This window comes from Mycobacterium sp. NGS33, assembly GCF_059812885.1.
Window position 1 is genome coordinate 86,556 of the sequence record NZ_JCALDN010000013.1, and the last position, 24,567, is coordinate 111,122.

Genomic DNA, 24,567 nt, shown 5'->3' on the forward strand with positions numbered 1-24,567 from the left:
ACGCCGGCCACGTCGAGCAAAACTGATGATTTCCAGGTAAGGAAACACTCCAATGACTACACGCTTTATGACCGATCCGAACGAGATGCGATCCATGGCAGGCCGTTTCGATGTGCACGCCCAAACCGTCGAAGATGAAGCTCGCAAGATGTGGGCGTCCTCGCTGAACATTGCCGGTGCCGGATGGAGCGGGACCGCTCAGGCCGCGTCCTACGACACCATGGGCCAAACGAACACCGCGTTCCGCAACATCGTCACCATGCTGCACGGGGTGCGCGACGGCCTGATCCGCGACGCCAACAACTACGAACAGCAAGAGCAAGCCTCACAGCAGATGCTAGGCAGTTAGGAGAACCGACGATGAGCATCAACTACCAATTCGGCGACGTCGACGCCCACGGCGCCCTGATCCGCGCCCAGGCCGCTTCCTTGGAGGCCGAGCATCAGGCCATCATCCGCGATGTGCTTGCCGCCGGGGACTTTTGGGGCGGTGCGGGTTCGGTGGCCTGCCAAGAGTTCATCACCCAGTTGGGCCGCAACTTCCAGGTCATCTACGAGCAGGCCAACGCCCATGGGCAAAAAGTCCAAACCGCCGGGGCCAACATGGCCTCCACCGACAGCGCCGTTGGATCCAGCTGGGCCTAGTACGTCCTCAGCCGCAGCTCGATCGCACAGGTAACGCAAAATCACGACTTGCGTATTGTCGATCGATACCGAGCACTTCCCCAGGGGGGGGTATTGAACTCGAAAGCTGTTGCTGCATCATGCCTTTGGAGGGTTGAGCCACATCGACATGAACGCCACAATGTAACACAAGCCCGGCAAAGGACACGGCCGACTGGAGTGACGGCTTCGATACAGCGGCAGCTGCCGGTCCCGAGGATCTCGCGCTCGCCGGTCAATAGGCGGGCGACAGACGCGCTGGCGACTACAACGCCGTTGCGGTTATCGCTCTAGCTGGCCCAAGGTGGCCGCGGCTTCGGTGGGAGCAGATAGTGCTTTCAGATTCGATGCCGCGCCGGCATTTTCGTTGACGGTAATGATCGATCGGTCATGTACCAGATCAGTGCTCCGGGCGCCCCTGGGCGCTGCAGCGCGACCCGCCTGCGCGGTACCAGGCATATTGAGCAGCCCGCCTTTGCTATGCCTGTGAATTCGGCGCCGTCTTTCCTCGACAGTATGAAGGCATCTCGTGCCTGGTATCCAGCTGAACGGTCTACGGATTTGGACGGAACGCAGCAGCCGACCGTCCACGATTGCATCCATCGCAATGCCCGTTCTGCGAGCGCCTCGCGCTGACGTCGTTACCGGGGCTTGGCGATGCGTGGACGCATCAGAGCGGCGAGGTCGTCGCGGCTGGCCGTGCCGGTTTTGCCCATCGCATTGTAGATGTGGTTCTCGACGGTACGGACCGACAGCGTCAGTCTCGCAGCGATCTCACGGTTAGACAACCCTTCACCGAGGAGCATCACGATTTCTCGTTCGCGACCGGTCACCGGCACCCGCTCGGCGGCCTGCCGAAGCGCCGGTGTGCTGGCGCCGCCGCACTGCTGCGCGAACGCCTCGGCGCGCGTCGAGCATGCCAACGCCGACCCGCGTTTGTCCTGTCGGCGATATGCGATAGCTGCGTGGGCGGTCGCGTCCATCGCCGCAACCCGATCACCCATGCGCTCGAATTCCTGCGACACCCACGCTAATACAGCCGCATCCCCGACATGAAGAGCCTCAGCGAATCGGGCCGCAACACCGGCGCGTGGTCCTTCCACGATCGTTTCGAGCTCGCGTAAGCGCGGCGCACTGGAATCGTCACCAAACTGCACCGCGGTCTGCAGACACATCACTTCGGCAGCGAATTGCCCATTGGCGCTGGCGATCCCGGCCGCCGAGAGCGTCATCGCGATTGCATTGCTGACAGCGCCCTGGCAGGCGGCCACCCACGCGCGAGCCAGCTCGTACTCGTAGTCGAGGTAGCGCCAACCCGGATGCCGCTGCTGCTCAAGCCGGGCAAGTGCGGCGACGGCATCACCGGTTGATCCGCGCATGGCGAGCGCGATCGTGTGTGGGATCTGGCAGCGGTACACCCATCCGTTGCGCTCGCCGGACGCCGCCAACGTGTCGATGACGGGTTCAAGAAGCGCGCATGCGGCATCGAGGCGGCCCGCGCCAAGAGCGGCGCGAGCCGCGACGGGAGCACTCTGTAGGTGGCCCGGGCCTGAAACGTTGGACGCCCGTTGGCGCAGCCACTCGGCCGCTGCCCGGGCTTCCGGTATCTGACCAGCCAGCAACAGAGCGCCGACGTGCGCGTCAGTGATGATGACGAAGCCACGCACCGCCACGGGGTATCCGGTGTTCGCGGCGACCGCGGCTTCGCTGGTGCGACCGGCGTCCCCTGCGGCAACAGTTCTAGCCCACGCTATAAAGCGCGCGGCCACATCGGATAGCTGTTCCAGCACAACACCTTTCGACGCTTCGCGGGCGGCGTAGGGCCTGCCCATCGCCGCCCAGTACACGGTGAGAAAGGCGTTGATGCAGCTGCGCGCCTGCGCCGGTATCGCGCGCGTCGCGTCGTCAATCAGCCTTTTTGCCCCTTGGGGATCCGCGAGGGTGAACAGCCTGTTGGTGGCCCGCAGATTGGCGAGCCTGGCACGCTCGCCGTCGGCCAATTCGCTAGTGGGCATGTCCGCGAGTACCGCGTCGGCCTCCTCGCCTCGGCTCAGCGACGATAAGACATACGCGCGCAGGAAATTCGCTTCCGGGCCCCCGCCAGCGCGGATGGCCGCATCGGCGAGCCGATCGGCCAGGGGCAGATCCATCAGCCACACCGCCCCCGGAGCAGCTCTGGTCAGAAGGTCGGCGTCCGGCTCAAGGTCGGAGTCGAGGCTCAACACCGCTCGCCGCACCACCGCCCGCACGTCGGCGCGGCCGGCAGTGGCGAGTTCAGCCGCGACCAATCCCCGCAACCGGCGCAGCCTGGTGGGTGCCGCACGCCGCTTACGCACCTCGGCATACAGCGGATGCGCCACCCGCACCTCGACACGACCGTCGACCTGGTCCAGCGTGAGGAGGCCGCGCACGTCGGCCTCCTCGACAGCCGCGGGATCGGTGATACGCGTAAGCGACCCCAGCTCGATCGGCTCGCCGACCGCCAGCACATCGACTACATCGTTCACCGGTGCCGGCAGGGCACCGATGCGCGATTCGATCAGTTCAGCCAAATCGGGCGGCACGACCGGGTCGCCGACCCAGCACCAACGACCGTGCTGCTCGACGAGCCGGCCATCGGCGATCTCCTGCTCCACGATGTTGCGCAGGTACAAAACGTTGCCGCAGGTCAGGTTCCATAAGCGGCGGACAGCGTCTGGATCCAAACGTCCACCCAGGGTCGCCAATAGCAGCTCGGTCGTTTCCTCAGGTGACAATGGCCGCAGATCGAGCCGTCCGAATTGGGCAACCTTCCACAGCTCACGCGTCCCCGCGCTGATCGGTTCCCCGTCCCGCAACGTCAGGATGAGCTTGGCCGCGCGGCGCTGGACGATCTGATGCAACACAAAAGTCGACGCGTCATCGAGCAAACTGACGTCGTCAACGCCGATCACCACTTGGCTCCCGCCCGATGCCGCTATCAGCGATTCGATCACGCTGCCTACCAGTTGTAGCGTGTCACCCACGGCCGATCCGGCCCAATGAGCGAAGGCGCCCAGCGGGATTTTTTGCGACGACGATGTCGCCACGGCCCAATGGGTTTCGCATCCTTTTGATGCCGCAAACGACAGCGCTTCGCGGGCGATCCGGCTCTTGCCGATACCGGCAGACCCATGAATGACCATCCCGCAAGGATCCGGATCCCACAGCACGGCCTCGATGAGCCGCATCTCCTCGGCGCGGCCCGTCAGCGGCCACCTCAGGCGCACCGGTCCTTGATCGTCCCGGCACCCACCATGCCGTCTCATTTCAGTAATCGCTGGCGCCGCCCTACCCCGTCGGTGGCTGCCCTCATCCGGGCGGCGCGGCCGATCAGCCGCAGCTACGACAGGCGCTGCAGCGGACGACATAACACCCGCCCGCGTGAGCATGCCTGAACACAAGCACCATGACTCGCCCAATGCCTCATGCAAATGGGTGAGATCCAGCTACTCTTCTCTTCATAGGATTCACACCTAGGAAGCTGCCCATGCGGATACCAGCCTGCGAATCAGGGGCCGGTCAATGGTCACGGTCGAGGACTTCTCGCGCCTAGTCTCCGGCATCTACGCCGCCGCGGTCACTCCCCGGCACTGGGAGCCGGCCCTCGACGAAGTTTGCCGCAGCCTAGGCGGGACGGTGGGCACGCTCAGTGAAGCCGTGGACGGAGTGTGGTCGATCCAGGCCACGACTGCGCCGGCTGACGTCGGTAAGTCCTATGCCGAGCATTACTACCGCCTGGATTATGTGCTCGCTGGGGTGGGAAACAGTCCAGTCGGCGCGGTGCGCACCGGGACAGAGCTGATTGCGCCGCGGACGAACTCGGAGTTCTACAACGACTGGCTGCGACCGAACGAACTCAAAGACGGCCTGTTCGTGGGCCTGACCAGTGGACAACGCCCCTCGTGTTTGATCGTGGCGGCGCCGAGGCGCACCGAGTCGTTCGACACGTCTGAGCGTATGAAGTTAATGAGCGGGTTGGTGCCACACTTGCGACAGGCGCTGCGCACGCAGGAGAAACTAGCGGCGCTGACCAACAGCGCGGTTGAGCTGGCAGGCGCGCTAGAGGTTGTCCGGCACGGGATACTCATCGTCGCGGGCGAGCATCTGGTGATAAACCTGAATTCGGCCGCCGAACGGATTCTTCGTTCGGAAGACGGGCTCTGCATACGGTCAGGACGCATCGCCGCAACAACCGCGCACGTCGAACAAGAGCTGCATCGGGCTATTAACGATGCCCTTGTCGGTGAGCGGTCCGCCATTCGCACAGGCCGGTCGCTCAGCTGCATTCGGCGCTCGGGCGAGCGGCCCTACGTCATTCACGTGCTGCCCTCGCACCGCCGCAATGCCGATGAGCCACTCCGGCAGCCAACGGCCCTGGTGCTGATTATCGACCCAGAGGACGAACCCGAACCCGCCGCAGCGTTGTTGCGCCGGCTCTACCAGCTCACCGAAGCGGAAGCCCAGGTTGCCCTACACGTGATGCACGGCGCGAACCTCAAGCAAATTGCACAGGAGTTGTCGGTCTCGGTGACGACGGTTCGCACCCATCTGCAACACGTCTTCGACAAAACTGACACCCACCGCCAAGCTGAGCTCGTCCGTCTACTACTCGCGCTAAGCCGATGACTGAGCGAATCCGGCGCCGGGCGACGGTCACGGTCGAGGACTTCTCGCGCCTCGTAGCCGACATCTACGCCGCGGCCGCCGCGCCCGAGCAGTGGGACGCGGCCATCCGCGACATTCAGCGCGCGCTTGGCGCGACAGGCGGTTCGCTGTTGAGGCGCGACGCTACACCCTGGTCGCTCTGGTCGTTCCAGGCTTCAACGATTCCCGTGGCCGCCTTCGAAAGCTATGCGACGCATTACCAGCGATTGGACTATGTGCTCGCTGCGGTGGACAAAAGTCCGGTCGGCGTGGTGCGGACCGGACCGGAAATCGTTGTTCCGAATCGAAACCCCGAGTTCTACAACGACTGGATGCGCCCTAACGGCATGGAGGACGGGTTATTCGTCCGGCTCACCGAGGGTCCGCACCCGACCTGTTTCCTGGTGATCTCACCGAAGGCGTCGCTCGACACGCCCGAACGCACGAAGGTAATGCGCGGCTTGGTGGTCCATCTGCAGCAGGCCGTGCGCACGCACAACCAACTCGAAGCTGCCCGAGCGCGCAGCGCTGACCTCTCGGGAGCGCTCGACGCGATCCGCGACGGTCTCATCATCGTCGGAACAGATTGCCGGGTGATCAGTCTCAATTCCACTGCCGAAGAAGTTCTGCGCGGCCACGACGGACTGCGCGTCGAATCGGGACGCCTCGGGTCAGCAATTATTCAGACCCAGCGGGAGCTGCACCGCGCGCTGCATCGTGCGCTGATCGGCGGCGATTCAGGGGTTCGTGGCGGAAGCTCCTTGATCTGTAGGCGCCCATCGGGCCTGCGTCCCTATGTGATTCAGGTGATCCCGCTGCATCGCACCAAAACTAATGAAAGGGTAGCGGAGCCATCGGCGTTGGTCCTGATCAAGGATCCAGAACGCGAAACTGATTCCGCCACAAGGCTGTTGCGCCGATTCTACCGCCTCACCGAGGGCGAAGCCGAAGTCGCGCTGCGGCTCACCCGCGGTGCAGGTCTGAAACAAATCGCCGACGAATTGTCCGTGTCGTATGAGACGGTTCGCACCCACCTACAACACGCCTTCGACAAGACCGACACCCACCGCCAAGCCGAACTCGTTGGTCTTGTGCTCGCACTCACTCCATGAAACCGCCGAGATTGAGGCCAACGGTCGTATGTCCCGCGTTGGCGCCGCTGGTGGATCCGTTCGCCGCGCTGGCCGATGCTCAATCTCCGGTGTCGAATTCGATAGGTAGGGTGGTCGGGCCGCTGAGCGCGGTCAGCGGCTTCCACGGGGCCGGTCCGGTGCGGCGCGGGTTGTGCATGCGTTGCGTCATGACGGTGAGGGCTTCGGCGAGCTCAAGGCGCGCGAGGTGCGAACCGAGGCAGTAGTGCATGCCCGCGCCGAACGTCTGCATCGCCGGGGCGCCGTCGCGGGTAATGTCGAGGCGGTCGGGATCGTCGTACACGGCGGGATCCCGGTTAGCCGCAGCCATATTCGCGAGGACCAGGGTGCCGGCCGGCATTATGACACCGGCGAATTCGACGTCATCGATGGCGGTGCGCAGCATCGCGAACGCCACCGGGGAATGCCGCATGATCTCCTCGACGGCATTGCCTGCCAGCTCGGGCCGCTGTCCGAGCAGTGCCCACTGCTCGGGATGATCGCACAGCACGTGGACCGCGGCGGCGAGCTGATTGCGGGTGGTGTCGGTGCCGGCCATCAGCAGGCCGGCGACGAGCATGCGCAGCTCGTCCGTGCCCAGGCGATCGCCGTCGTCTTCGGCGCGGATCAGCTCGGAGATCAGGTCGTCTGTCAATGTGTGCCGTCGGTCGGCGACCATGTCATCGATGTAGGCGTCTAGCGCCTCCCAGGCCGTGAGGATCGAGGGAGTTTGGCCAGCCACGTTCCAGCCGAAGACCTTGAAGATGTCGTCGGTCCAGTCGGAGAACAGTTGCCAGTCCTCGGCTGGCGCGCCGAGCAGCGCACAGATGATGGGGATCGGGTATTGGCGTGCGATGTCGGCGACCACCTCGCATCGCCCGTGAGCCGTGTGCCGGTCCACGAGTTCGGTGATGACGTCGTGGATCGTCGTGCGCAGCCGTGCGGTGGCTCGGGGTGTGAAGGCCTTTGACACCAGGCGGCGTAGCCGGTGGTGTTCGGCGCCGTCGAGACTGATCAGGTTGGTGGCGACGCGGTCCCATATTGGGCCGGAGGTAATGCCTTGTGCGGCAAGGAACATCCCTTGTGGTACGCGGAATCGTGAATCGCGTAGCACCGAGCGCACAAGTTCGTAGCTCAAGACTTCGGGCCCGTGGGTGCCCATGGCGATCGGCGCCCGAGCGCGGGCTTGCGCGATGAGCCGGTGCGCCTCCTCAGGATTGGGCACCTGCTCGTAGGCCAAGATGGGCAGCCCCGCCTCGAAGACGTTCGGGCAAACGGGCGTAGGCATCGTGTCGACGGTCATGATGGCCTCTCAGGCGGGGACAAGTCGGCTGGCCGTAGCGGTTGCAAGCCATGAGGCCATCGTTGTTTCGGTCTCGCGAAGGCACGTAAGTAGTGGGCTACTCATCTTTAGCTGTCGGGCACGCGGAACTGCCTGTCGTCACTGAGTCGTGCCTCCGGCTGCTCGTTCGACGCGCAGCGTGCCGGGACCATCTAGTTCTCGCGCCCGGGCAACGCCATGGCGACAGCGCGTCAATCCAACTGACTAACCACCGCGGCCGTGTCCAGCCATACATTCTCGCGGCTAATCAGCCCGTCGCGGAACTCGAAGACATGCAACATCCGAAAACTGATGCGCCGCCCGTTGCCCGGAAGCCCGAGCAACGATCCGATCACGGTGCCCGTCATGAGCATTTCGAGGATCATCGCGTCGCCGGCCACGTACCGGTGCAAAATGTTCCAGCTTTCGCTGCGGAAGTTGGCGGTGAGGTAGGCATAAAAGCCGCGGGCCCCGTCCTTACCGCGAGTGGGGCCATTGGGGAATCCGACTACATCATGCTCGATGTCGTCGGTGTACACCGCTACCGCGCCGTCGATATCTCCTTGACCTTCGGCACTCATGTGGCGGTCCACGAGTGCCCGCATCTGGCTGTCAGCCATCGCCGTCTCCCACTCCATTTCCCGGCACGAAGCCACACTTGATTCTCGTCGTCTCGGGCGAGCGGACAAGACCCCGGCGCGAGATCGCGTATGCGTGGTACCACGCCGTCATGCTGCGAAATGTGAGTAGTGCACCACTCATGTCGATTGGTCCAGCGCGATCCACTATTCCCAGTAACGGAACGTGAGCCAGCACAAGTGTCGAACTGTTCCCACGATGACACGAACGGAGGAATCACATGCGCGCCGCCGATATCACAGCTACGACAAGACCGCCCAGTCGAGATCGAGGGGCGGCACCTCATCAGCAATCAATCTCGGCCGTGAGGGGCGTGGAAATGACCGCAACACCAGACACCGATACCGGTGCACGGCATCGTGAGCCCACCGTTGAGGGCGCATCTCGTACGCCAGTCTTGATTACCGAGCAGGAGGTCATGTTCGGCACGGCGGTGGTTGTGCGGGCGAAGCCGACGGTACGCCGCTGGACCGGGACAGCCTCGGTTCTCTTGACGTCCATTCGCCGCATGGTTGCGAGCTCGCGGCGAGATGCCCGCCCAGTGCGTCACGACTGCCCGAGACACTACGCATTCCTTGAGTACTCCTGCATGGCCCGTGAAATGGATCGCCTCTAGGCGCGGGAACTCATCGACGCGCCCATCGCACGTCCTCGATTCGCCGGTTCGAGTCTGCTCGTGTCAACGCGCAACTGACCTCACCCATTTGGATGAGGAATTGCGCAGCCGAGAGTGGTTGGGTGCTGGCATGTTGCACCAGGCAGTGGGTGACGTTGGGGGCGGAATGGCTCAAATAGCTGTTCACCGTGGTGGAGGTGCGGGTCGGTGGCGAATGAGGGTCTTCGCCACAGGCGCGACCGGTTTAGTTGGCGCTCACACCGTACTGGCGCTGCTCGATGCGGGCCACGAGATGCGCTTGCTGGTACGCGACGAACCAAGGGCGCGGCGCTGGTTCGAGTCTCGCGGTCAGCACATCGAGCGCTTCGTCACCGTCGACATCACCGATCAGGCAGCCGTGCAGCACGCGATGGCCGGCTGCGATGCCGTGTTTCACGCCGCGGCATCCGTGTCGCTGGACCCGCGTAAGGGCCGGGAAACCTACGACACCAACGTCGGCGCGACGAGGGCGGTGCTCGGCGCCGCACACGCGCTCGGCATCGGCAAGATGCTGTATGTCTCCAGCGTCGCCGCGTTGTTTCATCCCGGAGCCGCCCGCGTCGACGAATCAACGCCGCTGGCCGATGTGTCCGAGGCGTATTCGCGATCCAAGCGCGATAGCGAAGAGTATGTCCGCGAGCTGCAGCAGCGCGGCTTGCCGGTGCAGATCACGTATCCGGTCGCCGTCGTCGGGCCCGATGATCCCAAGCTCAGTGCAGCCAACCGCGCGCTGGCAACCTTCGTCGGGCAGATGCTGCCGCGAAGTACAACGGGTTTCCAGTGTGTCGATGTGCGCGACCTGGCGCAGGCACACCAATGGCTGTTAGCGCATCCACCCAGCCGTGCCTTCGAGGACGCGCGCTACATCATCGGCGGCCACTTTTATGCGTGGGACCAGCTACGCGAGCGCCTCGAAGCGCTGCTTGGGCGGCGCATCTTCAGTCCACGCGTCTCGCCGCGGCTAATACGCGCGATAGGCACCACCGCGGATCGCGCCAAGAAGCTGGTGCCGTTTGAGACGCAGATCTCAGCCGAATCAATGGCGATCAACACCCTGTGGCCACCCGCGGACTCGAGCCGCTTTGTGGCGAAGTCGGGTTTGTGCTTCCGACCGGGGGAAGAGACCCTCGGAGACACCATCCGCTGGATGGTCGAGGCCGGGCATATCCCGGTCAAGAAGGCCGGCCGGCTGGGTACTCCCCATGCCGTGTCGGTTATCGAAAGGCACGGTGCCCCATGAAATTTTCCTTTGCAATGCCAAACACCGTCCGCGTCAAAGCACTCACGCAGCCCTTCGAGCTCGACGTGACCGGTCCGGATCAGATCGTCATGGCCAAACGTGCCGAGGACCTCGGCTACGACATGATCCCGATCCCGGAACACTTCATCGTCCCGAACGCACACGTGGAGCTGTCAGGACCCCACTACTTTCACTCGACGGTCGCGCAGGCGTGCATTGCCGGCGCCACACAACGCATCCGGGTCAACTCGTGCGTGACGCTGCTGCCGCTGCAACACCCAGTCATCATGGCCAAGGCGTTGTCGACGGCAGACTGGATGAGCGGCGGGCGCATCACAGTCACGTTCGGCGTCGGTTGGGACGCAGAGGAATTCAAGATTCTCGGCGTGCCATTCCACGAGCGCGGACGCATGGCCGACGAATACCTTGCCGCCATCGTTGAACTGTGGACGAGCGATTCGCCCGGGTTCGAGGGCAAGTACGTATCCTTCAAAGACGTTGCGTTCGAGCCAAAGCCGGTTCAGAAGCCGCATCTGCCGATCTGGATCGGCGGGGACGCCGAGCCGATGCTCAAGCGCGCGGCCCGATACGCATCAGGTTGGTTCCCGTGGCTGACGAGTCCGGCGGACATTCCCGCGAAGATCGACTTCATCAAATCTCAGCCAACGTACGACGGACGGCCGTTCGAAGTGCTGTACGGACTGGGCAGCTCGCAAGTCGGCGAAGGACACGTTGCCATCGACGACCCCACACAACAACCCGGCATGAGCGCAGAGGAAATCATCGACCAACTCGGCTGGTTCGCCGAGCTGGGAGTAACGATGACCGGGGTGCCGATCCCGCCGGTCAAGGACGTCAATGCTTACCTCGACTACGCGCAGTGGGTCATCGAGGAAGTCAAGCCAAAGGTGCCCTAGTGGAAGAGACGAGTCGGTTCACCACCGGAAAAAACGGGGACGGCCCCACTCGGATTGAAACTCCTGAGACGGGTTTGTCGATCGCAATGTCTCGGGGCGTAGGAGACTATGCCGAAGGCGGGATTGTCATGGATTTTTACGCGGTCGTTGATCAGGCGTTTGACTTACTTCGCAGTCGAGGCCGGGTCTCCTACCGCGCGCTCAGGCGCCAGTTCGATCTCGGCGATGATGATCTCGACGCACTCAAGGAGGAGCTGCTCTACGCACATTCTGACGCCGTGACTGAGGATGGACTCGGCTTGGCCTGGACCAGCCCGCCGCGGACGACCGCCAAAATCACTGAGCCAGAAAATACTTCGGCACAATTCGCAGAACGTCGGCACCTGACGGTGCTGTTCTGTGACCTCGTTGACTCCACTCCGCTCGCCGGGCGGCTCGACCCCGAGGACTTCAGCGAGGTGGTGCAGATCTATCAAGACACTTGCGAAAAGGTCATCGCCCGCTATGACGGGCATATCGGCGCATTTCTCGGCGATGGCCTGCTTGTTTATTTCGGCTTCCCCCGAGCCCATGAGGACGACGCGCACCGAGCCGTTCGCGCCGGCTTGGGAATCGTGGAGGCCATAGCGCAGCTCAACACGGGTCTGGTCGATAAGCGCGGGTTGTCACTCGATGTTCGCTTGGGGTGCCATACCGGGCTGGTCGTGGTGGGCGCGCTCGGGGGCGACGCGCGCCGCGAAGAGCTGGCGTTGGGCGAAACACCCAACATTGCCGCCCGCCTGCAAGGCGTTGCCGCTCCAAACACACTGGTAATCAGCGCCGCAACCCATCAGCTTCTGGGAGGCCTGTTTGCCTGTGAATCGTTAGGAACCCCAACGCTCAAAGGCGTCGCACAACCGCTCCAGCTGTACCGGGTGCTGTCGGAGAGCAGCGCCCGCACGCGCCTGGAAGCGCTCGGCATGGGCGGTTTGACCCCCCTGGTCGGGCGCGAACGCGAAGTGGCGCTGCTGCTAGACCGGTGGACCCAAGTACTCGACGGGCAAGGGCAAGTAGTGCTGCTGAGCGGCGAGGCCGGGATCGGCAAGTCCCGACTGGTACGGGCACTTACCGAAATTGCCGCCGAAGGCGACGCGTGGCTCATCCCAGGCCAGAGTTCGCCGTACCATCAACACTCGGCGCTGTATCCGGTGATCGACCTACTCGAGCGCATCGTGCTGCGGTTCGAACGTCAGGAGTCGCCGGAGCAGAAACTGCGCAAGCTGGAAGGGTTTCTGGTCCAAAACGGTCGGCCTTTGGCGGAGACCGTGCCGCTGTTCGCCTCCCTGCTTTCCATTCCGCTGACTGATGACTACGCGTCGCTCGACATATCCCCCGAACAGCAGAAGCAACGGACGCTGCGTGCGCTGATAGATGTCGTGATGCAGCGAGCAGCTCAGCAACCAGTCTTATTCGTCATTGAGGACCTGCATTGGTTTGATCCCACCACGCTGGAACTGCTCGGTCTTCTCGTCGAGGAGCTTTCCACCGTCCGCGTGATGGCTCTTTTCACCTATCGCCCGGACTTCACGCCGCCATGGCCGGCCCGCTCAGGTGTCACCGAGCTGACTCTTTCTCGCCTTCCACCCGATGAGGTGCTCGAGTTGGTTGGCCACGTTACGCAGGGCAAGCAACTGCCGGCGGAGGTTGTGCGGCAGGTGGTCGCCAAGACCGACGGTGTGCCGCTGTTCGTTGAAGAGCTCACCAAGATGGTCCTTGAATCCGGCCTTCTGCGGGAGGAAGAAGACCGGTACGCGCTGACGAGCCGGCTCCCGCCGCTGGCGATTCCCAGCACGCTGCATGACTCGCTGATGGCACGCTTGGACCGCTTGTCGGCGGTCAGGGGTCTGGCGCAGCTGTGTGCCACCGTGGGGCGCGAATTCACGTATCCGCTGCTGAAAGCAGTCGCCTCGTGGGACGACGGCCCGCTGAAGCAGGGACTGCAGCAGCTGGTAACCGCCGAGTTTCTCTACCAACAGGGTTTGCCGCCACAAGCGACCTACCGCTTCAAACACGCCCTTATCCAGGACACGGCCTACGAGTCACTGTTGAAGAGCACCCGTCAGCGCCATCACCTACGCATCGCCGAAGTACTCGAATCTCGGTTCCGCGAGACCGTCGCAACGGAGCCGGAACTGCTCGCCCACCACTACGGCGAAGCCGGCTTGACCGCCAAGGCCGTCCCCTACTGGCAAGCCGCGGGGCAGCGAGCACTTCAGCGCTCCGCCAACCGGGAGGCGGTTGCCCATGTGACGCGCGGCTTGGAAGTCCTGGGCACCATGCCCGAGACGCCGGAACGCGCGCAACAGGAGCTCGGCTTGCAGATCATGCTGGGCGCTGCGCTGGGCGCCACGCAGGGCCAACAGGCGGTGGGTCACGTCTACACCCGGGCCTGTGAGCTGGCCCGTCAAGGGGGCAGCACACCGGAACTGTTCGCTGCCTTGTGGGGGTACTGGTATGCGCGTATCGCGCAGGGCCAGATGCCACCGGCACGGGAACTGGCCGCGGATTACCTCGAGCTGGCGCGCCGGCAGCGAGACCCGCTCGTACTTGCGGCGGGCCACCGGATGCTGGCCAATACCGCGTGGTGGCAGGGCGACTTGAAAGAAGCGCTAGACCACAGCCGTGAAGGCCTGGCTATTTACAATCCTGAGCAGCATCGTGCGAGCCTGGTCAGCTATGGACAGGACTCTGGAGTCTGCTGCGGTTGGATCCGAGCCCTCACCAAGTGGGTTCTAGGGTATCCGGACCAAGCCGTGCACAGTATGGACGAAACCCTGGCACGCGCCCGCGGACTGGCGCATCCCTTCAGCGAGGCGCAGACACTTCTCTTTTCCGCCCATCTGTATCAGTTGCTCCGAGAACCTCAGGCTGCGCGGGCCCGCGCTGAGGAGGCGTTGGCGCTATGTATCGAGCACGGCTTCGAGGCATATCGCACCTGGTGCCTGCTCCCCCGGGGGTGGGCTGAGGCACAGCAGGGACATGCGATGGAAGGCATCGCGAACATACACGAGGCGCTGGATGCGCGGCACGCAACCGGAGCTAAAGCCGTCCTACCGTGGTTCTACACCGTGCTGGGCGAGGCCTACGGACGAGCCGGAAATGTTGACGATGGCCTGCGTGCCGCAGAAGAGGCACTGGGGTGGGTCCAGCACAACGACGAGCATCTCTACGCGGCCGAAGCGTATCGGCAGAAAGGTCAGCTACTACTCGAACAGGACGCTGCGAACGCCGCCGAGGCGGAAGAATGTTTTCGGCGGGCCATGGACATTGCGCACCGTCAGCAGGCCAAGTCCTGGGAGCTACGAGCGGCAATGAGCATCACCCGACTCCGGTACAAGCAAGGCAACCGGCACCGCCCGGTGAAGGTTCTGGCAGCCGTTTACGACTGGTATTCGGAGGGGTTTGACACCGCCGACCTGCGGGATGCCAAGGCCTTGATCGCCGAAACGGGATAGACCGCAAAAGCACTCGGTTGGATCACTCAGGAGGTCACATGAGCTTCGATACCCCCAACGGCACCCGCGGCTCTCGCCAACCGCGCGCAAGTCGCGCGATGCGGTGGTTTAACAACTGGGCCATGAGCCGAATCCGAAAGAGCGGCAAGTTCATGGGCGGCATGGACGCATTGGTCCTGACGACAGTGGGCCGCAAGACCGGAGCACAACGTCGCACTCCAGTCGGCTATTTCCGCAGCGGCAATGACGGCTGGCTCGTCGTGGCCTCAGCCGCCGGCGCGGCCAGAAACCCGGCGTGGTACTACAACATCGCCGCACATCCCGACGAGATTCATATCGAGGTCGCCGGTCGCGAGATAGCCGTAAGCGCCGAGCAGCTCAACGGCACGACGCGCGAAAACGCTTGGCGACAGATCACCGCGGCCTCGCCCCGCTTCGCGCAGTATCAACAGAAGACGGACCGCCAACTGCCGGTGATCCGCTTGGTACCCCGCGCCGGCTGACCTCGATGAGTTGGTCTCGTCGTAACCCGAACGTACTAGTTATGTTTCATGACTGATGGCTCATGACTACGCGGCGTACGCCGTTGATCACACCTATGCGGAAGCACCGCGCCGACCATGTTCGTGGCTACACGAACCCTCGGATCGAGGGTGCCATCGAATTCATGGGACGAACCGCGTCCAATTGACGAACCTAGCCACGGCCATGAATGCGGCGCGGATGCGAAAGGGCTGCGCGAGCGGTGGTCTAGTCGCGTAGCGGGATCAGGCTGCGGCCATGGCGCTTATCTCTCCCAGCGGGTAGTTGCTCGATGACCTGACCAAGGCGGGGTTGCGTCAGGCCGACGAGGTGCCTGGCAGACCGTGTATCGACATCTGTCCGTCGACGCCCGTGGCGCCGACAAGGCCGTCGCGGAATGCCTCGTGATGAGAGTGCAGCCACCAACACCGCCCGGACCGGCAGCCACCACGCGCTGACCTCTGCTGACGGGCGGCGCGCAGCCCACCCCGGACAGACCGGACCCACCCTGGACGTCGGGGAGTCAGCCGAATCAGCGGGCGCGCAAGCTGATTGGCGCCGCATACCCATTACGGGTCAACTTTCGGGCTGCGTAGGTCGCCTGCGGCGGTGACGCGGCCGAGAATTAAGGGCAGCAATCGGTTCACGTTGGGTCGTCGAAGCGTGGTAGACCATAGTCTGGTCTGCTCCGCATATCGGACGTGGACAAGACTCGGCGCCCTGCGCGGGTGAAAGGAGTGCAGCCATGTATGCCGGTCTGGCCTCGACGCTGCTGGCCTCGCTAGCTGGCGTCGCGGGGATGTATGGCCTGCATCGGCTCACGGCAGTGCGGCCGGCCGCGTTGACGTCGCTTCCCTTCCAGTCGGGGTGGCGGCCCGAGGAGCACGCGCTGTCCCGGTATCACGTGCGCTGGTATCCAGCGACACTGGTCTTTCTCGCTTTCGACGTCGAGATGCTGTTCATGTACCCATGGGCCGTGGTCGTCGCACAGATGGGCACCACCGCGATCGTCGAGATGTTCCTATTTTTGGCCGCGTTGTTCGTCGCGGTCGCGTGGGCGTGGCGGGAGGGCGCACTGCGATGGGTATGACCGTCGCCTTAACCCGAGCCGCTACCCGCCGGGTCCACGTCCTGATCGTCGAGGTCCGAGGAAATTGGGTTCTGCGCGCAGCTGTGGAGCGCCGTGTCGCTGCTCGGGGCTGGTGTGCAGCGGTGTCCCCGGCGGACGCTGACGTTCTAGCGGTGTGCGGTATGCCCGGGTCCGAGTTGGGCGAAGTCGTCGAAAGGATCTGGGACCAACTGCCCGGCCCCCGTGTCCGCATCGACATTACTGACAAGGAGTCCATCGATTCAGCGCTGGACCGCGCAGGCGCGGAGCTGCTCGATTCCGGGCGACAACGAGACGATGCCCGTGATCGCGCACAATCGCCCGGCCCGGACCACAGGGGCCACCACGGCGGAACAGCCCATGGCGGCACGGATCACGGCGGGACGGACCGCGGCGCAATGGACCACAGTGGCCACCACGGCATGGACCACGGCGCGATCGAGCACGGCGACATGGACCACCACAACATGGACCACGACGCGATGGAGCACGGCGCGATGGAGCACGGCGACATGGACCACAGCGCGATGGACCACAGTGGCCACCACGGCATGGACCACGGCGGCATGGAGATGGCACCCGCCGGCATTGCTCTGGCCGAAGGCGGAGAGGACCGCGATGGCCTCGAGATGGATGTCCTGCACTTGCGTCTCGGCCCGGTCCTCCCGCACTGGCCGGCGGGGTTAGTGCTGCGGTGCTCATTGCAGGGAGACGTCCTCGCCGAGGCCGAGGCATGGATCGTCGATAACGACCATGAAAGCGGATATAAGGCCCCGCCGGAACACACCGAATTGGTGGCGGCTGCCCGACAGTGCGACCACGTCGTCGATCTGCTGGAGTTGTCGGGGTGGTGGCGGGCGTCGGTCATAGCGCGGCGGGCGAGGGACCTGTTGTTGGGCGACTCTGACGTCGATCGAGCGCGGGAGCTGCTCGACGGCCTGCATAAGATGCTCGGAAAGTCCAGATTGCTGCGTTGGTCGTTACGTGACCTCGCGCCGCTAACCGCTGAAAGTCTCGACCGTCATGAGCTGCCCGCGGCACTTGCCGGCGATACCTACGACCGGCTACTCACCCGAGTCGGTCAAGCGCGCACTCTCTTGCGAGAACCCTTAAGTTCCAGTCTATTTGAACTTGACTCGACAAAGATAAGCGATGCGCTACCGGCCGTGGTGCGCGGCTTGGACGTGGCCACTGCCCGCCTGGTAGTCGCCAGTCTCGGCATCGACACCGCGCGCGCAAACGAGAGCATCCCTCATGGGTGACCCGACGGTTACGACGGTGCCAGGCGTCTGGGCGCTCGGCGCCGCCGGGTTGCTCGGAGCACTCGGCCTCTATGCCGCCTCCCTCGATGGTGTGCTGACCGCCCGCGGCGACGGTGTCCGCACGGGCGGAGCGGCCACCCCGCTGTGGGAGGTGGCGCGTCTGATGCGGCAGCGTCGGCGCACCATCGTCGCGGCGGACACGCTGCTGTGGCGGGTCGGCGCCACGGGTCTGATCGTCGCCGCCATGTTGATGGTGACCGTGGTGCCGCTGGGCCGGTGGACGCTGTTCGATCTCGATGTGGGCGTCGTGTGGTTCAACGCGATGGACGTGATGGTGTGGGCGCTGGTGTGGCTCGCCGGTTGGGGTCCGAATTCGGCGCATTCGCTGATCGGCGGCTACCGATTCCTGGCCCACGGCTTGGGCTATGAGCTCCCGCTCATGTTCGCGCTGGTCGCTCCGGCCATTGCGGCCCAGAGCCTGCGTGTCGGCGCGGTCGCCGCGGCCCAGCAGCAATTGTGGTTCGCGGTGTGGATGCCGATCGCGTTTGTCGTCTATTGTCTTGGGGTAGCAGCCTTTTCGGTATGGGGCCCGTTCACGCCGGCGCTTGGCGCCGACGTCGGCGGCGGCGTGACCACGGAACTCTCCGGTGTGGACCGGCTAGTGTTCCACGCCGGGCGGTACGCGCTGCTGGTCGCCGGTGCCGCGTTCGCCGTGCCGATGTTCCTCGGCGGCGGCGACGGACCGTTGCTACCGCCTTGGTTGTGGGTGTTCCTCAAAACCGTTGCGCTGCTGACGGTTTTGGTATGGCTGCGTAGACGGGTTCCTGTCTTTCGGCCGGAGAAGTTCATGGAGCTCGGCTGGGTGGTCCTGCTGCCGGCCGTCCTCGTGCAAGACCTGGTCGTGGCCATAATCGCTACTTGGAGGAGCTGATACATGCTCGTCGATATCGTCTTCTGGATCTGCGCGGCGATCGCCGTGCTCGCGGGTGCGGCGGTCTTCCGGGTGACCTCGATGGCGCGCGCCACGTATGCGCTGGCGGTGTCGTTCGTCGCCGTGGGTGTCGCGGTGCTGCTGCTGGCGCAGAACTACATCGGCGTGGTGACGATCTTGATGATGGTGATGGAGATGGCGGTGATGGCCGTCTATATGGTCATGTTCATGGGCATGAACCCGGCGCTGATGCCGATGAGCATGGTGCACGACAAGCGCCGGGCCCTCACCGCCGCCGTGGGTACCTTCGTTCTGCTGGCGACCGGGATCCTGCTGGTCGACTGGCCATCGCGGCGCGGCGCACCACCACGCGATGTCACCGTGGCGCTCGGGGAGGAGTTGATGGGACCGAAGATGCTCGCGATGGCCGTTATCAGCCCAATCATGGTGGCCACCATTGTGGCCGCGATTGTGTTGGCGGCCAAGCGGAGCCGTTACGACCGGTTCGGCGATGACTTGAAACAACGTCCCGCCCGCGACCCGCAGCCGGGAGGTGTCGGGCGATGACCCTCGACACGGTGCTGCTGGTGGCGGCCGCGTTGTTCAGCGTCGGACTCTACGGTGCGCTCTCCCAGCAGGTCGTGGTGATGGTGATGATGGGTCTCGAGTTGATGATCAACGCGATCATCCTTGCCGCCGCGGGCTTTTGGTGGTTCCTCGCGCCGGCGCCCACCGGCCAGGTTTTGCTGCTGGTGATCATCGCGGCGATGACCGTGGAGATGGCAATGGGCTTCGCCGTCGCGACGCTGCTGCACCGCGACCACCGGGCCGACATGACCGACATGGCCGCCGAGCTGTCCGGCTAACCGTGGCAGGGGGCACATTGGCGCAGCTTTCGTTGTGGTTTTTGATCCTCGCGCCGGCCGTGGCCGGCGCGACGTTACTGCTGGGCCGCCGGTTCGAGCGGTACGCTGCGGCGATCTCGGTGACCACAGCGGCTGTCATGCTGGTGCTGTCGGTAGTCGTGAGCTTCGCCCGCCCGGAACTGGCCGTGGCGTTCATGGCCGGCGCGGAATTCGCGTTACGGATAGATGCGCTGGCCGCGGTGGTAGTTCCGATGGTGGCGGCGGTGACGCAGCTGGTGTTGGTATTCGCCGCCGGGGACATCCGGGAAGCGCCGGGCCGGTTCCACGGGTTGATGCTGTTATTCGCCTCGGCTGTCGTCGTGACCGCGTCGGCAACGACGTTGCCGGCGCTGCTGTTGGCGTGGGAGGTGATGGGGGCGGCGTCGTATGCGCTGATCGGGTTCAGGTGGCGCGACGAGTACCGAATGTCGGCCGGGCTCACCGCCTTCCTGACCACCCGCACCGCCGACCTCGGCCTCTACCTGGCTGCGGCGGCTGCGCTGGCCGGTGGCGCGGGGCTTGCGCTGGCCGACCTGCCCGGCGCGAGCGGCGGCTGGCGGCACGTCACCGCGTTCGGGGTGCTGCTCGCGGCGCTCGGCAAGGCCGCGCAGCTGCCGTTCTCGTTCTGGCTGTCCCGGGCCATGGAGGGTCCCAGCGCGGTCAGCGCGCTACTGCACTCGGCCGCGATGGTCGCCATGGGCGCCTACCTGCTGCTGCGGACGCAGCCGCTTCTCGCGGCCACCGGGTGGGCCGCGCCGGCTGCGGCATGGATAGGTGGGGGAACCGCGCTGCTGTTGGGCGCGGTCGCGGTGGCGCAGCGTGATCTCAAACAGCTGCTGGCGGCCTCGACCGCAGCGCAGCTCGGATTCGTGGTGATGGCCGCGGGTGTGGGCGCCGTCGGCGGCGGCGCCGCGCAGCTGATCGCCCACGCCTTCACCAAGGCCGGATTGTTCCTTGCGGCCGGCGCCTGGTTGTCGGTACTGGGCACCAAGCAGCTCGACGACCTTTGGGGGGTCGCGCGACGGTGGCGGCTCCTGGGCTGGTCGGCCACCGTCGGCGCCCTGGCTCTGGCCGGCGTTGCGCCGCTGTCGCTATGGGCGACCAAAGACACGGTGCTGGCCGCAGCCCTGCACTACTCCCCCGCCCTCTACGCCGTGGGATTGGCCGCGTCGGCTCTCTCGGCGGCCTATGCCGGAAAGGTCCTAACCGTGCTGTGGCGCACCAAAGCTGCCGACAGCAGCCCCGGCATCACGCGAGACGCCCTCGGCCCCAACGCCTTCCAGCAGGCCCCTATCGTCGTCCTCGCGGTCGGCGCCGCAGCGGCGGGAGTGTTGGCGTTGCCGCCGGCCGGCTCGGCTCTTACCCGGGCGCTGCGCGGCACCGCGAGCCCACCCGCGACGGCGCTCGAGCTGCTGGGCTCGGCGGCGCTAGCGGTCATCGTCGTCGCGGCGGTGGCGCACTGGTGGGTACCCGAGCCCCGGTGGGCAGGCGGCTGGCTCGGCCTGGAGCAGGTCGCGCATCTCCTCGTCGTCCGGCCCACATTCGGCCTCGCACGCATCCTGGCGCGATTCGACGACCGGGTGCTCGACCGGGCCGTGGAGGCAACCGCCATCCACTCGCTACGGGCAGCGCACCGTTTGGCGCACACGGACATTCGCGCGGTCGACGGTGCGGTGGAAGCGGTCGCGGGTTGGATGCGCGGGCTCGGTGAATTGGCGCGCCGACCGCAAACCGGCCAGCTGCACCAGTACTACCTCGCGGCTGTGGTGGTGCTGGCATTCGGTGCCGTGGTCCTGGTCGTAGCGAGGTGAGCGTGCTCAGTGTGATCGTTTTCCTGCCGCTGGCGGCGGCCCTGGTGCTGCTGGCGCTGCCGCGGCTTGGCGGTGCTGCGGCAACCTGGATTTGGGTTGCGGTCACAGCCGCCGATGTGGCGCTGACTGCGGTGGTGTGGGCGCTGTATCAGACGCCGAGGCCTGGTGCGCTGGCGTTCGAGGAGAAGGCTCGGTGGATACCCGGGGTCAACAGCAGCTACCACCTAGGGGTCGACGGGCTATCGTTGCCGCTGGTCGTCATGACGGCGGTGATCTTTCTGGCCTGTGCCCTCTACAGCCTGCGCGGCCGCGACCGGCCTAAACCGCTGGCCGCGCTGTTTTTGTTCCTGCAGACGGTGAGCCTGGGTCTATTCGTGTCCGCCGACCTGATCCTGTTCTTCGTTTTCTTCGACTTGTCCATCGTGGCAATGTATTTCGTCATCGCCGGATGGGGCCATGGCGACGCCGGCCGGTCGGCGCTGAAGTTTTTCCTCTACACCTTCCTGGGTTCGCTGGCGCTGCTCGTCGGTTTCATCGGCCTGTATATCGCGGCCCAGCCGCACACGTTCGACATGGTGACCCTGGCCGCCAGCACACCTCTGGGCGGCAGCCCCGTCGCCGGCGGCTTGGTTCTCGCGGCGATCCTGCTGGGACTGGCAGTCAAGACTCCCACCGTCCCGTTCCATACCTGGCTGCCGCCGGCGCACACCGATGCCCCCGCGGTCGGCTCGGCGGTGCTCGCCGGGGTGCTGCTGAAGATGGGCGCCTACGGGTTCGTGCGGATAGCAATGCCGATGCTGCCGCAGGCCTGGCGCGCGTGGGCGTGGGTGATCATCGTCGTCGGCGTGGTGTCGGTGCTCTACGGCGCGCTGGTGGCGTTGGCCCAAAACGACTTCAAGCGGATGGTCGCCTACACGTCGGTCAACCATATGGGCTACATCGTGCTCGCGGTCGGTGCGGCCGGGCTGATCGCGGGTGACACCGCCCAGGCTCGCGGGGTTGCGGTCACGGGCGCCGTCACCCAGATGGTCAGCCACGGTTTGATCACCGGTGCGCTGTTTTTGATCGCCGGCGTGTTTTACGAGCGCGCTGGGACATACGACATGAACACCTTCGGAGGGCTCGCCGGGCCGGCCCCGAAACTGGCTTGGCTCTTCGCCGTCGGCGCATTCGCCTCCCTGGGCTTGCCGGGCTTCTCCGGCTTCATCGCCGAATTCCAGATCTTCACCGGCAGTATCGCCGCCGCACCGATCACCGCCGTCGCGCTGCCCGGCATTCTGGTCACCGCGGCGCTGTTTCTGCTCGCGCTGCAGCGCATCTTCACGGGCGAGACGCGCGGACACTCGGTGGGATTTGCCGACCTCCGTTATTCCGAAACGTGTTCTGTCGGAATGCTTCTCGCCTTATCCGTCGCCATAGGCGTGTTTCCGCGGCCGTTGCTCGATCTGATCGAACCCGCCGCTCACGCGCTCGTCGGGCTGGTCGGGCGGTAGCCGGACGTGGAGACGGGGATGCGGCCGCTGCTGATGCTGCCCGAGATGCTGGTGTTCGGCGGCGGGCTGGTGGTGCTGATCAGCGGATCGTTCCTGGCCCGGCGCCGGCAGTGGTGGGCCCGAGGAGTCGCCGCCGCCGCGCTGTGCGGTGCCATCGCCGTCGCGGTGGTCGGGATGGCCGGTCCGGATCGGACCGCTTTTGACGGCACCTTCGCCGCCGACACCGCCACGGGCGTGGCGCGGATCGTGGTCATGGTCGGGACGCTGTTGGTGCTCGCTGTGGCCGCCGGTGAAATCGCCGGCTCGGTCCGCGAAAGCGAAACGTACGCACTGCTGCTGTTTTGCACCGCCGGAGTTATGGTCCTGGCCGGAGCCGACGATCTGCTCGTGCTGATAACCGGATATCTGCTGGCCGGCATTCCGCTCTATGGGCTGATCGGGCTGGTGCGCTCCGCGAAGGGCGCCGAGGCGACGATGAAGGCCTACCTGATAGGCGCACTATTCGGGATCGTCCTGATGCTCGGCGTGACCGTTCTGTACGGGATTTCCGGCAGCACCCGCTACGACGGCCTGGCGGCCGGTCTTGGCGGTGCGCCGCCCGCCGCTGTCGCCGCAGGACTGCTCGGTGTCGTCGCGGGCCTGATGTTCGAAGCCGGCGGTGTGCCCGCGCATTTCTGGATTCCCGATGCGGCACAAGGGGCGAACGGGACCGCCGCCATGTTCTTGACCACCGTGCCGAAGATCGGTGCGTTGACCGCGCTGTACCGCCTGGTCGAGGTGCTGCCCGGAAAGACTGCCTGGCCGTTGCTGGTCGCCGTGCTCGCCGTCGCAAGCATGACGTTGGGCAACCTCGCCGCCTACTGGCAACACGATCCTCGGCGGTTGCTGGGCTGGTCGACGATCAGCCAGGTCGGCTACCTGCTGGTTCCGATCGTCGTCGCCGGCCGCACCGGGCTCGCGCTCCCCTCGCTGCTGTTCTATCTCGCCGGCTACACGCTCACCAACAGCGCGGCATTCGCGGTGAGCACGGCGCTACCGGACCGACGCCAGCTCGACTCCTACCGGGGTCTGGCTTACGTTCGGCCCTGGCTGGCCGGGGCGCTGGTGGTCGCGCTGCTCGGCCTGGTCGGAACTCCGCCGACGGCGGTCTTCATCGGCAAGCTCACGACGGCGACGGCGGCGTGGGACGGTGGCCAGGCGTGGCTCGCCGTGGTTGTCTTCGTCAACTCCGTGGTTAGTCTCTTCTACTATCTGCGCTGGATCATCCCGTCGTTCCAGCGGCCTGCCGAAGGCGTGAGAGACGGCGTCGTCACGGCGGAGAAATGGTCCGCACGCACCGCGATAGTGGCGGCGGGCCTTAGTCTGGGGCTCGGAATCGCAGCCGGTGCCGTCTGGGAAATGCTCCCCAGATCGCTGATGTAGCCGCGCTCTCAGACTAGGTCCGTCGGCTTGCTGACCAGTCGGCAACCAACGGCCATCTTCCGCTTGCGACTATTCGCACAGGACCCCGATCCACCACCAGGCACGTGTCGGTGCTAGGAGCTGCGACCCTCTACAACAAGCTCGCCAAGGTGAAGCTGCCAAGCCGGCACCATTGAGCTTGCGCCCGTTGAGGTCTGGGCCACGCACACACTTCAACTGTGCCTCAACACCGCGGACATCCGGCCCACGGCGACCTGGCTGACTCATACGAATCCGCGTCGGCCTAATACACCGGCTCCGGAAGATGTCAGAGCCGATTCGCGCAGCATGGCGTTTTCCGGCGGAGCCTACGCCGCACTAGGCGTTAGGAACCTCTGACACAGTGACTG

The 24,567-nt window shown here is 65.0% G+C and carries 19 protein-coding genes; 16 read left to right on the forward strand and 3 right to left on the reverse strand.

Annotation, left to right across the window (positions count from 1 at the left end):
• Positions 1–52 precede the first annotated feature (52 nt).
• Positions 53–349 (forward strand): WXG100 family type VII secretion target, encoded by a 297-nt coding sequence (locus AC5Y5B_RS18915; RefSeq protein WP_008257404.1) that lies wholly within the window; start codon positions 53–55, stop codon positions 347–349.
• A gap of 11 nt (positions 350–360) precedes the next feature.
• Positions 361–645 carry a WXG100 family type VII secretion target gene (locus tag AC5Y5B_RS18920; protein WP_008257405.1) on the forward strand — a complete coding sequence of 95 codons (285 nt, stop codon included), beginning with the start codon at positions 361–363 and terminating at the stop codon, positions 643–645.
• A 659-nt stretch (positions 646–1,304) separates the two neighbouring features.
• Here AC5Y5B_RS18920 and AC5Y5B_RS18925 read toward each other — a convergent pair.
• Complete coding sequence (locus tag AC5Y5B_RS18925; protein WP_225325686.1) at positions 1,305–3,872, reverse strand: helix-turn-helix transcriptional regulator; 2,568 nt, start codon at positions 3,870–3,872, stop codon at positions 1,305–1,307.
• A gap of 334 nt (positions 3,873–4,206) precedes the next feature.
• On the opposite strand from AC5Y5B_RS18925, the gene AC5Y5B_RS18930 reads away from it, so the two are divergent.
• Together AC5Y5B_RS18930 and AC5Y5B_RS18935 are read left to right on the forward strand one after the other, a co-directional pair.
• On the forward strand, positions 4,207–5,310 hold the full coding sequence (locus AC5Y5B_RS18930; protein WP_008257408.1) for a helix-turn-helix transcriptional regulator: 1,104 nt from the start codon (positions 4,207–4,209) through the stop codon (positions 5,308–5,310).
• The gene (locus tag AC5Y5B_RS18935) at positions 5,307–6,440 is read left to right on the forward strand and encodes a helix-turn-helix transcriptional regulator (protein WP_008257409.1); all 1,134 of its coding nucleotides are present in this window, start codon (positions 5,307–5,309) and stop codon (positions 6,438–6,440) included. The genes AC5Y5B_RS18930 and AC5Y5B_RS18935 overlap by 4 nt, the downstream gene beginning before the upstream one ends.
• Before the next feature lie 79 nt (positions 6,441–6,519).
• On the opposite strand, the gene AC5Y5B_RS18940 is transcribed toward AC5Y5B_RS18935, so the two are convergent.
• Together AC5Y5B_RS18940 and AC5Y5B_RS18945 are read right to left on the reverse strand one after the other, a co-directional pair.
• The gene (locus AC5Y5B_RS18940) at positions 6,520–7,761 is read right to left on the reverse strand and encodes a cytochrome P450 (RefSeq protein ID WP_008257410.1); all 1,242 of its coding nucleotides are present in this window, start codon (positions 7,759–7,761) and stop codon (positions 6,520–6,522) included.
• 230 nt (positions 7,762–7,991) lie between these two features.
• On the reverse strand, positions 7,992–8,399 hold the full coding sequence (locus tag AC5Y5B_RS18945; protein WP_225325687.1) for a nuclear transport factor 2 family protein: 408 nt from the start codon (positions 8,397–8,399) through the stop codon (positions 7,992–7,994).
• Between the two features lie 849 nt (positions 8,400–9,248).
• Between AC5Y5B_RS18945 and AC5Y5B_RS18950 the strand changes: the two genes are divergently transcribed.
• From AC5Y5B_RS18950 to AC5Y5B_RS19005, 12 genes are all read left to right on the forward strand, one after another.
• Positions 9,249–10,313, forward strand: a complete 1,065-nt coding sequence (locus tag AC5Y5B_RS18950; protein ID WP_008257412.1) for an NAD-dependent epimerase/dehydratase family protein — start codon at positions 9,249–9,251, stop codon at positions 10,311–10,313.
• Positions 10,310–11,230, forward strand: coding sequence for a TIGR03619 family F420-dependent LLM class oxidoreductase (locus tag AC5Y5B_RS18955; RefSeq protein ID WP_008257414.1), 921 nt, complete (start codon positions 10,310–10,312; stop codon positions 11,228–11,230). The genes AC5Y5B_RS18950 and AC5Y5B_RS18955 overlap by 4 nt, the downstream gene beginning before the upstream one ends.
• Positions 11,231–11,358: 128 nt before the next feature.
• Positions 11,359–14,724, forward strand: coding sequence for an AAA family ATPase (locus AC5Y5B_RS18960; RefSeq protein WP_014942237.1), 3,366 nt, complete (start codon positions 11,359–11,361; stop codon positions 14,722–14,724).
• Between the two features lie 38 nt (positions 14,725–14,762).
• Positions 14,763–15,227: a nitroreductase/quinone reductase family protein gene (locus AC5Y5B_RS18965; protein ID WP_371265831.1), complete on the forward strand. Its 465-nt coding sequence runs from the start codon at positions 14,763–14,765 to the stop codon at positions 15,225–15,227.
• Positions 15,228–15,991: 764 nt separating this feature from the next.
• Complete coding sequence (locus AC5Y5B_RS18970; RefSeq protein ID WP_008257416.1) at positions 15,992–16,336, forward strand: NADH-quinone oxidoreductase subunit A; 345 nt, start codon at positions 15,992–15,994, stop codon at positions 16,334–16,336.
• 161 nt (positions 16,337–16,497) lie between these two features.
• The gene (locus AC5Y5B_RS18975; protein ID WP_008257417.1) at positions 16,498–17,616 is read left to right on the forward strand and encodes a hypothetical protein; all 1,119 of its coding nucleotides are present in this window, start codon (positions 16,498–16,500) and stop codon (positions 17,614–17,616) included.
• The gene (locus AC5Y5B_RS18980; protein ID WP_008257418.1) at positions 17,609–18,547 is read left to right on the forward strand and encodes a complex I subunit 1 family protein; all 939 of its coding nucleotides are present in this window, start codon (positions 17,609–17,611) and stop codon (positions 18,545–18,547) included. The genes AC5Y5B_RS18975 and AC5Y5B_RS18980 overlap by 8 nt, the downstream gene beginning before the upstream one ends.
• Before the next feature lie 3 nt (positions 18,548–18,550).
• Entirely contained in the window at positions 18,551–19,114 is a 564-nt protein-coding gene (locus tag AC5Y5B_RS18985; RefSeq protein ID WP_008257421.1) for an NADH-quinone oxidoreductase subunit J, read from the forward strand.
• On the forward strand, positions 19,111–19,413 hold the full coding sequence (locus AC5Y5B_RS18990; protein WP_008257429.1) for an NADH-quinone oxidoreductase subunit NuoK: 303 nt from the start codon (positions 19,111–19,113) through the stop codon (positions 19,411–19,413). Before AC5Y5B_RS18985 ends, AC5Y5B_RS18990 begins: the two co-directional genes overlap by 4 nt.
• A gap of 17 nt (positions 19,414–19,430) precedes the next feature.
• A complete protein-coding gene (locus AC5Y5B_RS18995) occupies positions 19,431–21,263 on the forward strand; it encodes a proton-conducting transporter transmembrane domain-containing protein (protein WP_008257430.1) in 1,833 nt (610 codons plus the stop codon).
• A gap of 2 nt (positions 21,264–21,265) precedes the next feature.
• On the forward strand, positions 21,266–22,756 hold the full coding sequence (locus AC5Y5B_RS19000) for a complex I subunit 4 family protein (protein WP_008257432.1): 1,491 nt from the start codon (positions 21,266–21,268) through the stop codon (positions 22,754–22,756).
• A gap of 18 nt (positions 22,757–22,774) precedes the next feature.
• Entirely contained in the window at positions 22,775–24,178 is a 1,404-nt protein-coding gene (locus AC5Y5B_RS19005; protein ID WP_008257434.1) for an NADH-quinone oxidoreductase subunit N, read from the forward strand.
• Positions 24,179–24,567 lie beyond the last annotated feature (389 nt).

What these genes read in the sequence shown, in the direction of transcription:
- AC5Y5B_RS18960 (WP_014942237.1), top strand. Translation starts at nt 11,359, where the DNA reads ATGGATTTTTACGCGGTCGTTGATCAGGCGTTTGACTTACTTCGCAGT.
- AC5Y5B_RS18925 (WP_225325686.1), bottom strand. Translation starts at nt 3,872, where the DNA reads ATGCGGCTCATCGAGGCCGTGCTGTGGGATCCGGATCCTTGCGGGATG.
- AC5Y5B_RS18990 (WP_008257429.1), top strand. Translation starts at nt 19,111, where the DNA reads ATGACCCTCGACACGGTGCTGCTGGTGGCGGCCGCGTTGTTCAGCGTC.
- AC5Y5B_RS19005 (WP_008257434.1), top strand. Translation starts at nt 22,775, where the DNA reads ATGCGGCCGCTGCTGATGCTGCCCGAGATGCTGGTGTTCGGCGGCGGG.
- AC5Y5B_RS18945 (WP_225325687.1), bottom strand. Translation starts at nt 8,399, where the DNA reads ATGGCTGACAGCCAGATGCGGGCACTCGTGGACCGCCACATGAGTGCC.
- AC5Y5B_RS18980 (WP_008257418.1), top strand. Translation starts at nt 17,609, where the DNA reads ATGGGTGACCCGACGGTTACGACGGTGCCAGGCGTCTGGGCGCTCGGC.
- AC5Y5B_RS18930 (WP_008257408.1), top strand. Translation starts at nt 4,207, where the DNA reads ATGGTCACGGTCGAGGACTTCTCGCGCCTAGTCTCCGGCATCTACGCC.
- AC5Y5B_RS18940 (WP_008257410.1), bottom strand. Translation starts at nt 7,761, where the DNA reads ATGACCGTCGACACGATGCCTACGCCCGTTTGCCCGAACGTCTTCGAG.
- AC5Y5B_RS18920 (WP_008257405.1), top strand. Translation starts at nt 361, where the DNA reads ATGAGCATCAACTACCAATTCGGCGACGTCGACGCCCACGGCGCCCTG.
- AC5Y5B_RS18985 (WP_008257421.1), top strand. Translation starts at nt 18,551, where the DNA reads ATGCTCGTCGATATCGTCTTCTGGATCTGCGCGGCGATCGCCGTGCTC.
- AC5Y5B_RS18950 (WP_008257412.1), top strand. Translation starts at nt 9,249, where the DNA reads ATGAGGGTCTTCGCCACAGGCGCGACCGGTTTAGTTGGCGCTCACACC.
- AC5Y5B_RS18935 (WP_008257409.1), top strand. Translation starts at nt 5,307, where the DNA reads ATGACTGAGCGAATCCGGCGCCGGGCGACGGTCACGGTCGAGGACTTC.
- AC5Y5B_RS18970 (WP_008257416.1), top strand. Translation starts at nt 15,992, where the DNA reads ATGTATGCCGGTCTGGCCTCGACGCTGCTGGCCTCGCTAGCTGGCGTC.
- AC5Y5B_RS18975 (WP_008257417.1), top strand. Translation starts at nt 16,498, where the DNA reads ATGCCCGGGTCCGAGTTGGGCGAAGTCGTCGAAAGGATCTGGGACCAA.
- AC5Y5B_RS18955 (WP_008257414.1), top strand. Translation starts at nt 10,310, where the DNA reads ATGAAATTTTCCTTTGCAATGCCAAACACCGTCCGCGTCAAAGCACTC.
- AC5Y5B_RS18915 (WP_008257404.1), top strand. Translation starts at nt 53, where the DNA reads ATGACTACACGCTTTATGACCGATCCGAACGAGATGCGATCCATGGCA.
- AC5Y5B_RS18965 (WP_371265831.1), top strand. Translation starts at nt 14,763, where the DNA reads ATGAGCTTCGATACCCCCAACGGCACCCGCGGCTCTCGCCAACCGCGC.